Origin of the sequence: Vibrio sp. SCSIO 43133 (assembly GCF_023716845.1) — a bacterium.
Lineage (GTDB): Bacteria > Pseudomonadota > Gammaproteobacteria > Enterobacterales > Vibrionaceae > Vibrio > Vibrio mediterranei.
The window spans coordinates 3236258-3248629 of sequence record NZ_CP068024.1 but is presented as its reverse complement, the minus strand read 5'-3'; the positions used below and the strand labels follow the sequence as shown (position 1 = coordinate 3248629).

16 protein-coding genes are annotated in these 12372 nt (G+C 42.2%); 10 read left to right on the top strand and 6 right to left on the bottom strand.

The annotated features are described in order from the left end of the window. Positions 1-19 precede the first annotated feature (19 nt). Entirely contained in the window at positions 20-1306 is a 1287-nt protein-coding gene (locus JKJ11_RS15210; RefSeq protein ID WP_252038427.1) for a hypothetical protein, read from the top strand. A gap of 356 nt (positions 1307-1662) precedes the next feature. On the opposite strand, the gene JKJ11_RS15205 is transcribed toward JKJ11_RS15210, so the two are convergent. Both JKJ11_RS15205 and JKJ11_RS15200 read right to left on the bottom strand, forming a co-directional pair. Further along, positions 1663-2337 carry a hypothetical protein gene (locus JKJ11_RS15205; RefSeq protein WP_252038425.1) on the bottom strand — a complete coding sequence of 225 codons (675 nt, stop codon included), beginning with the start codon at positions 2335-2337 and terminating at the stop codon, positions 1663-1665. A gap of 4 nt (positions 2338-2341) precedes the next feature. Next, entirely contained in the window at positions 2342-2947 is a 606-nt protein-coding gene (locus JKJ11_RS15200; protein WP_252038424.1) for a helix-turn-helix domain-containing protein, read from the bottom strand. Between the two features lie 134 nt (positions 2948-3081). Between JKJ11_RS15200 and JKJ11_RS15195 the strand changes: the two genes are divergently transcribed. The 9 genes from JKJ11_RS15195 to JKJ11_RS15155 all read left to right on the top strand — a co-directional run bounded on the left by JKJ11_RS15195 (position 3082) and on the right by JKJ11_RS15155 (position 9133). After that, positions 3082-3345 (top strand): pyocin activator PrtN family protein, encoded by a 264-nt coding sequence (locus JKJ11_RS15195; RefSeq protein WP_252038423.1) that lies wholly within the window; start codon positions 3082-3084, stop codon positions 3343-3345. Then, entirely contained in the window at positions 3342-3521 is a 180-nt protein-coding gene (locus tag JKJ11_RS15190) for a hypothetical protein (RefSeq protein WP_252038422.1), read from the top strand. Before JKJ11_RS15195 ends, JKJ11_RS15190 begins: the two co-directional genes overlap by 4 nt. Positions 3522-3523: 2 nt before the next feature. Continuing rightward, on the top strand, positions 3524-5326 hold the full coding sequence (locus JKJ11_RS15185) for a replication endonuclease (RefSeq protein ID WP_252038421.1): 1803 nt from the start codon (positions 3524-3526) through the stop codon (positions 5324-5326). 45 nt (positions 5327-5371) lie between these two features. After that, the gene (locus JKJ11_RS15180) at positions 5372-5689 is read left to right on the top strand and encodes a hypothetical protein (protein WP_062463516.1); all 318 of its coding nucleotides are present in this window, start codon (positions 5372-5374) and stop codon (positions 5687-5689) included. A gap of 1 nt (position 5690) precedes the next feature. Beyond that, positions 5691-5933 (top strand): hypothetical protein, encoded by a 243-nt coding sequence (locus JKJ11_RS15175; protein ID WP_062463518.1) that lies wholly within the window; start codon positions 5691-5693, stop codon positions 5931-5933. A gap of 12 nt (positions 5934-5945) precedes the next feature. Then, entirely contained in the window at positions 5946-6191 is a 246-nt protein-coding gene (locus JKJ11_RS15170; RefSeq protein ID WP_062463521.1) for a hypothetical protein, read from the top strand. 118 nt (positions 6192-6309) lie between these two features. After that, on the top strand, positions 6310-7704 hold the full coding sequence (locus JKJ11_RS15165) for a hypothetical protein (protein ID WP_252038420.1): 1395 nt from the start codon (positions 6310-6312) through the stop codon (positions 7702-7704). A 3-nt stretch (positions 7705-7707) separates the two neighbouring features. Beyond that, positions 7708-8025 carry a DUF2523 family protein gene (locus tag JKJ11_RS15160; protein ID WP_062463527.1) on the top strand — a complete coding sequence of 106 codons (318 nt, stop codon included), beginning with the start codon at positions 7708-7710 and terminating at the stop codon, positions 8023-8025. Between the two features lies 1 nt (position 8026). Continuing rightward, complete coding sequence (locus JKJ11_RS15155; RefSeq protein ID WP_252038419.1) at positions 8027-9133, top strand: zonular occludens toxin domain-containing protein; 1107 nt, start codon at positions 8027-8029, stop codon at positions 9131-9133. Positions 9134-9181: 48 nt separating this feature from the next. Here the strand turns inward: JKJ11_RS15155 and JKJ11_RS15150 are convergent, their stop codons facing one another. The 4 genes from JKJ11_RS15150 to JKJ11_RS15135 form a co-directional block, all read right to left on the bottom strand. Continuing rightward, positions 9182-9694 carry a DUF2726 domain-containing protein gene (locus JKJ11_RS15150; RefSeq protein WP_252038418.1) on the bottom strand — a complete coding sequence of 171 codons (513 nt, stop codon included), beginning with the start codon at positions 9692-9694 and terminating at the stop codon, positions 9182-9184. Between the two features lie 429 nt (positions 9695-10123). Next, positions 10124-10381, bottom strand: coding sequence for a hypothetical protein (locus JKJ11_RS15145; protein WP_252038417.1), 258 nt, complete (start codon positions 10379-10381; stop codon positions 10124-10126). Further along, positions 10374-10817 carry a hypothetical protein gene (locus JKJ11_RS15140; protein ID WP_252038416.1) on the bottom strand — a complete coding sequence of 148 codons (444 nt, stop codon included), beginning with the start codon at positions 10815-10817 and terminating at the stop codon, positions 10374-10376. The genes JKJ11_RS15145 and JKJ11_RS15140 overlap by 8 nt, the downstream gene beginning before the upstream one ends. 63 nt (positions 10818-10880) lie before the next feature. Beyond that, complete coding sequence (locus JKJ11_RS15135) at positions 10881-12317, bottom strand: DUF8370 family protein (protein ID WP_252038415.1); 1437 nt, start codon at positions 12315-12317, stop codon at positions 10881-10883. Between the last annotated feature and the right edge of the window lie 55 nt (positions 12318-12372).

Below are 12372 nucleotides of genomic sequence, written 5' to 3'. Positions count from 1 at the left end.
CAGAGTAGGAGTTGTCATCATGAATATAGAATGGAGAGCGAGCAACGCTATAGTGGTGTCCCAGATGCTACGGGTTGGTGAGGTTGGAACCATAGATATCAAGATCTATATGGATGGCCAACGTTATTCAGTTGCAGAGTTCAGTGAGGAAGCAACGGATGATCTGTACCGTTCGATATTCCTCTATCACAACACCGATAGTCTATTAACTGAAGAAGCTCGACTGGAGTTCATCGCTCTGGAAATGGGTCACTGGTGTCCTGCAACTGAAAGTAGACTAGTGGAATGGCTAACGTCGTTCCATACTGCGATACGTGCACAGTGTCTTTCGGTTTGTTGTGAGTCTGGATACCCTGGCGTGCCATCTTTGTGTTGGCAGGTGGAGAGGGTAAATTATAAGTTTGCTCTTCTGTTTGAGCGTTGCCCATCGGCGCGCTCATCACATCAACGTTTATTAGTCATCGCATGCCAAGAGCTGTTAAAACTCTATGAAAGGTTGAGAGACAATCACGCAGAGTCGTCATCGCAATCTGTGTTGAACTGTCTTTCTCGACTTTTGTTTGAACGCAACCATATTGCAGGCTGGCGTCCATACGAACAGAGAAAGAAAGCATATCGTGGAACGGGCTACCATGATGAAATCGAAGAGTTTGCCTCTAGTTGGCCAGCTTATCGGCATGAGCACTTGTGCACTCAGCGCCGTGCATCCGTAAACCACCTGATAACCATTGCTTTAAGCAGCATGCTCGCCATGTCAGTCGTGTTAATGTTCAATGTTCATTCGATGAAACAGGATGGACATTTGACTTTGAGTCTACTTATATTGATCTGCTTGCTTTATGGTGGGCGTGATGTTGTCAAAGAAGTTCTCAAAGTAAAGATCACCAAGCAGCTTAACAAATTTAATTTCTACCGAAGATATAAATTGATTCGACCTGGAAGTTTTCGAATCATTGGTAAGCGCAAAACTCGGATGCAGTCTCAATTTAGCCCGTATAAAACATCATCTAAGCTGTGTTTGCAAAAAACGGAGAGTATCTCTGTTGCCAAAAGACTCAGTAAACATTCGATATCAGTGTACTGCGAGACTCAAATATCACTAAACAACTTAGACAAATATCGTAAGACGCAGCATTTTAGAGTGCTGAATCAGCATGGAGAAAGTGAACGTACACCGATACGAGACAATCGTGATTTGCATATTTGTATCCAAATCACTCAATCAAATAGAAACACAATAACAAAATCGTTTCGTTGTAATGATAAGGACAACAGTCGTTGGTTTGAAATAAAACCCGCAAGCTAACTCGAGGTAGCTGGTGGTCTTTAAAGCGCCGTTATTGGCCGTTAGGCATGGCGATATCTGTGTTGGCTAGATGATTAGCTACTTCGCTTTCTTTTTGAAACTCTTCCGCTCTCTGTGTATGATTGGCTGCTTTTTCTTGATGACGATAACCGCTTTATCAGGGAAGCATGGAAAATTCCACGATATTCAAAGCGGATTTGATGGGTAAAATTATTAGGTAAAACAATGACCAAGCCAGATAACACAAGTAAATTCCAATCAAACCGCTTATCCGTTGCGCCCATGCTCGATTGGATTCACTTTTAAGCTATAGCTTGGTGTACATGTGAATCATACGTACCATGTCCGTACTGAAGTTAAATTACAGTACTTCTTAACTCTTTTATTATCGCCTTTCTAATACTAACTGCTTCCTGTCTAACACCCTTACAAGCAGTGTCATAGCTCCTTCGACTAATAAGCCATTGTTCCGTTAGTTGGCGTCTTTCTAGCCGCTCTAGCTCTGTCTCCGTTCTGTGGTCTCTATCCCCTAATTGATATTCGAATAACAGAAGAAACTCTAGATGCTTTTGGATTGTCACCTCATAGCCACGAATGGTGTCGAAAACCAGAGAAATATTATCTGTATAGGAGTTCGCAAAAATCTCTGACTTATGGAGGTATTTTTGGCTAAGGCTGTAGCGATCTCTTAAAGAACGGATCTCTTTGATGCTTTTGCTTGAGGTTGTTTCCCAATCAGTAGATATTCTGACTACGATAGAACAGCACTGCTCAAATTCATCCATATACTGGTCAAAGTATTCGGAAAGCTCTTCAATTTTCGCTTGCTTATTCTTATTGGCTCTAATCCTAGCTTCTTCTACTCTTTGTTTTTCATTTTCACTTGCGTGTGCTTTAAGCTGGTTAGTTAGGTTAGTTCTTACAAATTTATTATTAATAAAGACAACGAGCAACGCAGCCCCAGCTGTAAGTACTGTAGAAATAGGCGTAAGCAATCCATAGTTTTGCATCTTCGCGAGTATTTCAATCATATGGCTACATCCTTTGTCCAGACCATACTACCTCTCCGATGATTTCAAAGTCGGCACTCTTGATATCTTCTTTTCCAAGCTCCCATGGTTCATAAGCATTATTATCGCTTACTACTTTGATTCCATTAGGCAAAAATTGAAGTCTCTTTACCATCAAACGACCATCATATCTAAAGACATAAATCCCATCATTTGAGAAACCATCTAAGCGATTTACCATTACTATGCTTTGGTTTTTTAGCGTTGGAGTCATGCTATCTCCACGAACTGGCATGAGGAAAATATTGTTAGGATTGAAACCAAGTTCCTGCCTGATAAAGCGCTCACTGAAAACCATAGCGCACGATTCTTCTTCTTTCTCGACGAGAGTCCCATTACCAGCACTCACTTCAATATCGAAGAACTTGAGTTCCAAATACCCTCTTGGTGCTAACGCTCCTGTTTTTGAGATCTCGTTCGCTTTTATAAAAATATCTTCAGGAATCTTTCCTCTAGCTCTCCACGTTTGAATTGTTGAAGGTGAAACGCCTAAAGCTTTTGATAAATCTGTGTTTTTTGAAGTTTTTGTTAACTTCTTTAGCTTAAGAATTTGCTCGTCTATAGTGCTCATTTGTGGCTCCATGTTTCTCAAAGGTGTTGCAATAGAGAAAATGATGCTCAATAATGTCTCTCGGATTGATTGAGACACTTTTGAGTTAATTTTGATTGCTCTTAGTTAACTCACCATGATTGCATAGGTGATTTATGAACACAATCTTTGCTCTATTAGCACGCTTTGAGAGCCCTACAGTGGAACTCAAGCAAGTTAGCCAAGAGTTCTTTGGCATAACTCCAAAGACGGCGGAACAGCGCGCGAAGGCCTGTGACTTCCCCGTTCCTACATTCAAACTGCGTGATTCAGAGCGCAGCCCTTCTTTAATCAAAGTTGAAGACTTGGCCACTTACATTGATAAGCGTCATGAGTCAGCTAAATCCGACTGGCAATCAGTCAATGGGAAGGTTTTATGAATATCCCTATGCACGGAATCAACTTGGATTTCACTCACTCAAGTGAAGCTAAATTACTGCACTCATTAGTTAAAGAGCGTGGAAGTTCTTGCGGTAGAGAACAAGACGAGTTCATGGCTAACTTTGAGATGCAGCTGGTGGAAGCTATCGAACTCATGGAAAGCGTAGAGGCATAGTCATGAGTCAGATAACGACTTTCACACATTCGGGAGAGGTGCTTCGCCTTTCCTCTTTCACTCGTCGCTTTTTTCCTCGCTTACCTAAGTTGGTTAAGGCTGATGTGAAGCGAAAGATTGAGCTACGCATGGAGCGTAAGAACCCTACTCGGGAAAACCTAATCAAAGCTGCTGAGGATGCGGTCAAGTTTGGTTTGAAGCGAGCAGGGTTTATCGAGGATAAGTTCTCGTTTGTAGATAGTCGTGTAAGAGCCAAAGCAGAACCTTTGAGTCACGACATTCTTATGCGTGATGATGCAATTCGTCAGCTTGCTAAGGATTATGCGATAGATTGCGCTGAACTGCTTACAGATAAACAACTTCCTGAAGTTTTCAGTTGCTACCTAGATGCGCTCAAGCACGTGTATGAACTTCAAGCGATGACTTTACAAGAAATCCATGTCAATGCTCCTCGAATCAACTTCAAGAAAGAAGCTAAGAAGCCAGAAGAACTTGAGCGTGATTTAGAAATTGCAGCTTTGAAGATGCAATCTGAATCATGGATTGAAGGTCGGCTTCTCCATCTTCGAGAGCAGTACATCGAATACTCACAAATTGCATTGGAGCGAGTAGGGGAAGGAAAGCATCAAGCTTCTATGATTAGCGCGATTTCCTTTTCCAACTGGAAACAAAAACAACGCGAAGCCAAGAAGTTCGTCGAAGCAATGGCCGTAATGAATGATGACACAGGAGAAGCGTTTGCGCTTGAAGATGTGATCAAAAGGACTACGGCGAACCCAGAGAATCGACGCATTGAAATGATGGTGCGCTCTCGTGGGTTTGAAGAACTCGCTCAAGACTTGGGCTATACCGCGCTGTTTGTAACTTGGACGCTGCCAAGTAAATACCATCGAGTATCTAGAAAGTGGAATGGTGCGTCTGTTAAAGAAGGCCATCAAGCTTTAATGCAGAAGTGGGCCGTTGCACGAGCGTTGATTGCAAAAGAAGACATTGAGTATTTTGGCTTTCGTGTTGCTGAACCTCATAAGGACGCGACGAGCCATTCTCACTACTTCCTTTTTTGTTCACCTCAAGACAAGCAAACCATTATCAACATCTTAAAAGGGTGTGCGATATCTGAAGATAGGTCAGAGCTCGGGAACGACATTTCCCCTCGCTTTGATGTCAAGGAAGCAGATCCAAAGAAAGGCGGCGCTACTGCTTATATCGCTAAGTACGTTTCCAAGAATATCAATGGTAACCATTTACCAGAAACCGAAGCGGAAGAGTGTGCTTATCGAGCTCGCGCATGGGCTTCAACTCATCGTATTCGACAGTTCCAACAATTTGGTGGAGAGCCAGTTTCGTTGTGGCGCAACCTTCGTCGAACCAAACCAGAACAAACTCAAATTGACCTCAAACTTGAGGAGCTTAGACAAGCGGCGGACTCAGCTAAATGGTCGCTGTTTTGTCAATTGGCCGATGGTGCCAGGGTGGAGTACGAGCAACGAGAAAACCAGTATGGCGAAATCAATAAAAAGGTCATTGGATTCTCTTGGTTAGGTCAACTTATCGAAACCGCAAGCGAACGCTACTCCATCGTCAAAAAAACAGATGTGAATCGCGTGCAAAAGGCACGGAGTGCCGCACCTTGGAGCACTGAAAATAACTGTAACTCCACTCTTTCTAAAGCTCTTATGGACGCGACCGGATGGAGCATGGAAGGAGTTCAATGTCTTATCAAACCTCTATCCAAGGGGGCAACTATCACCATAGACCAGTACTGCAAAATCCGTTTGGAACATGGAAAGGTCGTTACCCAATAAACACCATAAAACAACCCAATAAGCACAAACAAAAGGAACATACACATGATTATTAAAGGTCGAATTCAAGATTTAGACGATATTCAGCAAACCTCATTTATGGACAGAAACAGTGGTGAGCTAATTGCTCGCGGTGAGTTCTTACTCTCAGTAAAGAAACCCTCTCAGGTAATCAAAATCAAGGTAAGTCCTGAACATTGGAAGCAGTCAAGTAATGGTAAGAGCTTTCAAGCCTTGGTCGACAAAGACTGTGAATTTTGGATTGAGCAGAAGGAATTTAGTTTCACTCGCCCTGATGGCCAGACCGTTACAGGTTCTAGTAACAACTTGTTCCGTCTTCCTCAAGCAGGTTTGGTGAAGTGACATGCCTTATTGCGTCGTAGCTGAGAAAAGCACAAACGTCTTAAAACTTAGTGGTCAAAAACTCTCTGATTGCGACGCGCTTGTCGTGATATCCGCTAGTGAATATCACACCTATTTAGGAGCTCTGGAGTTGTCATCGAGTGATGTTGCAGGGCTTCTATTCTCGGGCTTTGGGCTCGTAATCTTGGGTTACTTACTTGCTGCTCCAGCTGGTTATGTAGTCCGCTTTATCAACAAACTTTAAAAGGTACATTTTATGAAAAAACTAATGTCTAAGGCTAAAACAGCCGTCCTACTAGCTTCCGTTTCTTTGGCCGCGCCAATGGCATTTGCAGAAGCTTCGACTAGCCCAGTTGATCAAATCAAAGATGCTGTGGTTGGTGCGCTTTCCGGCCTCGCTGCCATTACCACGGTAATCTTAGCTGTAGCACCTGTTGGTATTGGTATTGCCATTGCCTTCAAAGTGTTCGGTAAGTCTAAGCAAGCAGTTAACAAAGCATGATCTTCTTGCTTCACGAGTTAGTCACTGCCATCTGGTTTCTGCTAGGTGGCATGATTGCTCTAGCCACAATTCATGGCTTAAAGGGCGGCTGATGCCGCCTTTTTTATAGGTGGATTTTATGAAGCGAAAACTATTAATTCTCGGACTCATTTTGAGTTCGTTCTATGCAGTTGCATCAGCGAGGCTTCAAGTTGCTGAGGCTTTGCTAGCCAGAGAGCGGGCGGTTCAATTTGGCTCCCAAATGTTAAAAGTCGAAACTGCTGTGAAAGCTGTCTCTCCTGTATCTCGCCCGTACTTTGTTACACCGTCAAACGTGTCAATGTCTTCATTTGGAGGTTTCCTTAAGAGTATGTCTACTCAAGAGCCAGTTAAAACTGTATTAGCCGCGCTTGGTTTTGCGGTGTCGGCTGGTAATTGGGAATGGTCTTCAGACTCTAGTGGGGCGCCGAAACAGGGAAGCCTATACTCCGTTCAACTCAGTCAGATGCGTTACACTGGTTATGGTGTTTCTATCCATACGGCTCTTAAAAATACGTTTACTGAAAATGCTCAGAACTATGGAACAATAGATACAGTCGAGGTTGCTCAAGATAATACTCTTGTTGCTACTACACACAGTGGTTGGCGTTATGTTGGGTCTTGGGTTCATCTTAAATGTGATAGCGCCACTTCAACGGTAGAAAGCTGCGCTCCTGATTATGTTCCTAGTCAGGCTGATAAAACTATTCCGGATGATGCATTTGCGGGCACTCTGGCATCAAGGTTCTCCAGTCTTTCTAATACGCAAAAACAAGCTCTGTTTCAGAATGCTGATGGTTCGCTTGCTAACTTGGATTGGCAACCAGAGGCGACAGCAGAACCGACCTTTAGTGATGGTCGCCCCCTTCCGCCAATTGGTGACCCTTTATGGCAATCTGCTCTTGATCATTCTCAAGGGAAAACCGTCCCAGAAGACAAGGCGGCTGACGCTCGTTACTTGGCTGAGACTGTTGCCCAAAATGACTCAACGGTCTTGAATAAGAATGCTAATGGGAGTAGTGGAGGCACTAATCCAAATCCTGATAATAATGTTGACCTTTCCCCTGTTGTTAACGCAATTCAATCGCTTGAATCAAGTAATGCTAACGAACTAAAAGCAATTAAAGAGCAACTAAAGGCAAATGCTAAAGCCCCAGATTTAGATAAAGCTGGAGAAGTGAGTTGTCTAGTTGGCTTGAAGTGTCCTTCTTTTGTAGAACTCAAATATGAAGATGGTTTGAAAGGGCTTCTCGATGACTTTAAGACTCAGATTTCAGCGTCAAAGCTACTTCAGTTTCTTGATGATTTTCGAGTTAATGGCAATGGAAACGTTACGCCTCCAGTTTGGATTATTGATTTATCAGAAGTTGACTTTTTAGGTGAAGGGCTAGGGAAACATGATGTGAGTTTACCAAGTTACATTTGGTCTTTCATGCGGGCGTGTCTTTTGTTCGGCACGGTAATGGCCTGTCGCAAAATTATCTTTGGAGGATAAGTCATGTTTGATTGGGTTGTATCTCTTTTTAATACGTTCATCGAGCTTCTCGCTCGCTTAGTCAATTCCTTGGTTGTTTTGCTCACGAACTTAGGGTTAGGGGCTGTTGATGTTCTCCTTACTTTTGTTGTTTCGTTGATTAATGGTCTAGGTTCGTTGCTATCTCCAATCGATTTAAAACCGTATATCAAAATGCTACCCACTGAGGCTATCGATATTATGTCGCTGGTGGGTTTTCCCCAAGCAATGACAATGATCATTTCGGCCATATCGGTGCGCTTCCTTCTTCAACTTATTCCATTTGTGAGGTTAGGTTCATAGCATGATTAATCTAATTATGGGGCGGCCGGGTGGAGGTAAAAGCTATGAAGCAGTTGTCTATCATGTGCTGCCTAACATTAAAGATGGTCGCAAGGTCATCACTAACTTACCGTTGAATATTGAGGCACTTGTTGCCGTGTTTGGTGAGGCGGTAAACGAGTTGCTAGAGGTCAAATCTTTTGATTTACACGACTATGGTAACGACAAAAGACCGTTTTCTAGTCCTGATGATTACAAAGATGAATGGAGAAATGCTAGGGGACAAGCGCCGCTGTATATCATCGATGAAGCTCATATGATTCTTGGTAATCAAGCCAAAAAAGACCTTCTAGAGTTCTACTCGATGCACCGGCATTTTGGTATCGATATTACTTTGCTAACTCAATCTGATAGGAAGCTTCATCGTGATATTCGCGACATGATTGAGATTGTATATCGATGTATCAAAAACACTGCATTAGGTTCGAATAAGACTTACACCAAGAAGGTGAAAATGGGCTTACGTGGTGATGTAGTAAATACGGAGCAGCGAACCTACGAGAAGCAATATTTCAAACTCTATCAAAGTCATACTGCGTCCAACTCCGCTGTTTCCGAGGCTCAAGCTAAAGATGTGCGTCCAATCTGGCGCTCCAAGATGGCCTACGCGTTATACACGTTCACTGTCCTGTCGATTATTGGGTTAATTAACTTACTCAGTAAAGATAATTTACTGGGTGTACCAGCTGCGCCTGTTGAAGTCGTTCAAACTATAGATACTGGTGAGCAGCCTGAGTATATAGAGAAAGAAGAACCAAAATTGTATGAACACCCTTTAGGAGACTTCAGTTTTTCTATAAGTGGCTTTGCTGAATCATTGGTATATGTGAACAAACAAATTGATCCATCAATGTCTTTACGCGAATACTACTTCCAACTGGTACTGGGCGACTATCAAATGAGCGTGACAACCAGTCAGCTTAGAGAACTTGGTTATCAAGTAGTGCCAATAAACGATTGCTTCGTTCGAATTCAGTTTCAAGGTTTTGAGCAATTGGTTACCTGTAGGTCTCAAGGGGAGAAAACGTTAGAAGGCTTCAATCCGGTAGATAGTGCATTAGGTATTTGACAATGATTTTGAGAGCCCTCAGTTGTTAGTTCTGAGGGCGTATGGTTTCTAAAGAATCTGACTTTTTATATCCATGATGGAATAGGATGGCGCACAGTCCACGAAGTACAAAGGTAACCCCGCAGAATTACAAGCTGCTTTTAGGTTTTCGTCTCTTGCTTTTCTATCGGCTCTTTGATGGCTTCTATCGTTCAACTCCACGGCCTTTACGATCTGCATAGTGTTTGGTTGACACAATACGAAGTCGAAGTGCTTCTTAGCGAGAAAGTTAAAGCACTTCATTCTAGTAGAGTTGTTTAGCCCTCTAGCTGGTTTAAGCGCATCAGCAACCCTCACTTTAGACATTATTATGTAGTGCCCACTCACTGCTTGATTAAGTGCGTGATAAAAAGACAGCTCTGCGTTAGTTAGTAGATTTTCGATACGTTCACAGTCAAATGAAGGTTTGCTCGATAGAGCCTCGGTTTTGTGTTGTTGTTCTTCCTGTTGGTTACGTTTGTTGTGTATTAGAAAAATAGTCACAAAAGCAACCGTAACAAGGAGGGAAAGAGTGAGTGCCATGATTTCTCCAAACTCATATGAAATAAAGCACACGATTCTAAGCTGTTAGAGACAACTGAAAGAAATAACGTTTTTACACGAAGTGTAATTTTGACACCCTTCAGTGATTATAAAAAACAGTTTTTTATGAATATCGCTAGAAGTTACTTCTTTTCTCGCGCAGCGATAAGGCCAATCTCTTTTGTCTAAGGTCTTGATGCTTTCAACTGGCCGAGACCGTGCGGAGTAAATTGGTAGTAGGAATCTCCCTCAGCGCTAATGAGCCTTGTTTTAGGAGCAGAGCACTGCCAACTAACAGAAATTTTGTATCTCGACAGCGCCAGATACATAAATAAGGGAGGGACCCGCATCCTGCGGGAGGGTTCCCTTAATTATGTGTTTGGTGCGAAGAATAAGCCGCCATAAGAGGGGGCTAGTAATAAAAATAGTCTATTGTTCTGACTTATGAGCCCACGCATCTATGTCTAATTCAGTTTGACTTTTGGGAGGAGTATGGTCAGTACCATTAATTGAAGACCATCCTAGAACAAATGATAAATTAATATCGTTAGGGCCTGTTTGGCTCTGGTTCCTTCCTAAAATGACCCAACCATGGTCTAGGTATTTGTTAATATCATCCGTCTTGTAGGATGGAAGCTCTTTAATTTTTACTATGTCAGCCAGCTCTTGGAGGGGGATATTATTCATTTACTCTCTTCTCCAAGTATCTCAAAGTTGCGTCAATATCCTCTTTCCAATAGAAGTTAGGAGGAGTATTTGGTTCGAAGATTCCTTCTTGAATAGCTTCATTAAAGTGGAGTCTGGCCTGTTCATACCCTTCGATGTGTAGTCTCTTAATCATCTCGACAACTTCATCTTTTTTTATCGAATCATCATGAATATAGGACAATAGCATCATCAAACCATTCGTACTTAGGTACCACTCTAAGGCTCCATCCGCTAGAATTGCCCCTTCGGCAAAGAGCTTATCTTCATCATATGCACACTGCTTATCGATTCGTCGATGATGAACTAGACGGAAACCATCATCTTGTCTCTCTTTGCTTAGATAGCTTCGCCATTCAACCCAACCATCTTCAACAGACTCAATTTCTCTTCCACATGAATCACATGTCCAAGACATATATTTCTCCTTAATCTTCCATACTTTATGCTATTACTAGGATTTACCACTAATGGATAGCTATTATTTGACAAGCTGTCCCCATAGTTTTCTTAATAAACTGAAGTTTTGAAAGCCTTCATCTGAGTGGACTAGCTCCTTTATTAGAGCTTTTAAGTCGTCGTCGTCCAAAGGTAAAATAAAGCCTCTTTGATCGTCTGCCGTATCTCGACAGCGCTTCATCAAGAGCTCCTTGTTTTCTATTTTCCGGCAAATTAGAATCCCTACTTTTCCTCTAGATGGCGAAAATCGACCGGCTATCTGATCTACCTCTGGGTTTCCTACTTCTTTACCATAATTTTTACATTCTACGAATACGTGAGCACATGGATGATGTTGTGCTATCCAAGCAAAGAACCCTGAACGAGCTTCATTGGTGTATGTAATGTCAATTCTCTTTCTTCCAGCATGAATCTTGTCTTGTTTAGTTGGGTGGCAAAGAGATGGATAAAATAATACGGAAAGTATATCTTCAATAACGTTTTCATATTCTGAAGCGGCGTCTCTGCCTGTAGGGACTTGCTCTAGTTTGGATATTAACTTTGTAAAGTCAGGAGACGGTATATCCTCTAGTTCTAGTAGGTGTCGATGAGATAGAGGCTCTGGAGGTCGTCTTTGTTTTTCACTTCGGTAATCATCTAAGACATGTCTTCTAGGGAGAGTCTGCTCTACAAGAGCAAGTTTTCCTGAACCATACTTTTCAATTAGTGACTTTTTAGTTACTTTTTTCTCACCAGACTTCAAAGTTTGTACTAATGAAGAATTAGCTTGGATATGCTCCCATTGCATTTGTGGCAAAATATAATGACGGTAGTACTCTCCTGCATCGTAGCCTAAACGGTGTCTAACTAAAATTTTCGGTACCAAGATGACTTTACCTTCGGGAGTCATGGGTAGAGAGACATAGCTTTCTTCCCACATTTCAGTTGCAGGGTTCCATATTGGACCCGATGGAACGTCATGTTGTAGTGAGATGCCATAGTAATTGCAGACATCTTGAGTGTATTTGATCAGTGGACCTCTCAATATGTTGCAGACCGCATCTGATATCATGTCAGTACCGATCCCATTGATCATTAAAGCAGTATCTTCTAGGTCTTTTATTAATCCTGTTTTGGCGGCTTTGCTTTGCGTTAGCGCATTCCAAACCAAGTTAGCTGATTCTTTACCGAAGCCATGCCCTCGTGATTTTCCATGCGAATAGCCAAGGTGAAACTCATTCCTCTCATTGAGCGATGCAAGCAGTGCTTTTGCTTTAACGTGGTCACCTTTTCGGATGTTATCTAAAACAGATTGGAAAAAAGTTTGAAGTAGTGATGAGAGCTCATTTCCCCACGTAGACTCAAGCGCTCTAATAGAGCTAGGATCAAGAAATACGGGAACATCGGTATCGAGAGGAATATCGACAAAATCCAAATATGGTTGAGTCTTGCTTAACTGAAAGTACTCACTAAATCGCATCTATCACTCCTTATAGCTTTTCCACATAAAATGTGTTGGTTATGTATCATACAGT

Coding starts and splice junctions, on each gene's coding strand:
- JKJ11_RS15170 (WP_062463521.1), top strand. CDS start 5,946: ATGAAAAAACTAATGTCTAAGGCTAAAACAGCCGTCCTACTAGCTTCC.
- JKJ11_RS15190 (WP_252038422.1), top strand. CDS start 3,342: ATGAATATCCCTATGCACGGAATCAACTTGGATTTCACTCACTCAAGT.
- JKJ11_RS15210 (WP_252038427.1), top strand. CDS start 20: ATGAATATAGAATGGAGAGCGAGCAACGCTATAGTGGTGTCCCAGATG.
- JKJ11_RS15165 (WP_252038420.1), top strand. CDS start 6,310: ATGAAGCGAAAACTATTAATTCTCGGACTCATTTTGAGTTCGTTCTAT.
- JKJ11_RS15155 (WP_252038419.1), top strand. CDS start 8,027: ATGATTAATCTAATTATGGGGCGGCCGGGTGGAGGTAAAAGCTATGAA.
- JKJ11_RS15180 (WP_062463516.1), top strand. CDS start 5,372: ATGATTATTAAAGGTCGAATTCAAGATTTAGACGATATTCAGCAAACC.
- JKJ11_RS15185 (WP_252038421.1), top strand. CDS start 3,524: ATGAGTCAGATAACGACTTTCACACATTCGGGAGAGGTGCTTCGCCTT.
- JKJ11_RS15175 (WP_062463518.1), top strand. CDS start 5,691: ATGCCTTATTGCGTCGTAGCTGAGAAAAGCACAAACGTCTTAAAACTT.
- JKJ11_RS15135 (WP_252038415.1), bottom strand. CDS start 12,317: ATGCGATTTAGTGAGTACTTTCAGTTAAGCAAGACTCAACCATATTTG.
- JKJ11_RS15140 (WP_252038416.1), bottom strand. CDS start 10,817: ATGTCTTGGACATGTGATTCATGTGGAAGAGAAATTGAGTCTGTTGAA.
- JKJ11_RS15145 (WP_252038417.1), bottom strand. CDS start 10,381: ATGAATAATATCCCCCTCCAAGAGCTGGCTGACATAGTAAAAATTAAA.
- JKJ11_RS15150 (WP_252038418.1), bottom strand. CDS start 9,694: ATGGCACTCACTCTTTCCCTCCTTGTTACGGTTGCTTTTGTGACTATT.
- JKJ11_RS15200 (WP_252038424.1), bottom strand. CDS start 2,947: ATGAGCACTATAGACGAGCAAATTCTTAAGCTAAAGAAGTTAACAAAA.
- JKJ11_RS15195 (WP_252038423.1), top strand. CDS start 3,082: ATGAACACAATCTTTGCTCTATTAGCACGCTTTGAGAGCCCTACAGTG.
- JKJ11_RS15205 (WP_252038425.1), bottom strand. CDS start 2,337: ATGATTGAAATACTCGCGAAGATGCAAAACTATGGATTGCTTACGCCT.
- JKJ11_RS15160 (WP_062463527.1), top strand. CDS start 7,708: ATGTTTGATTGGGTTGTATCTCTTTTTAATACGTTCATCGAGCTTCTC.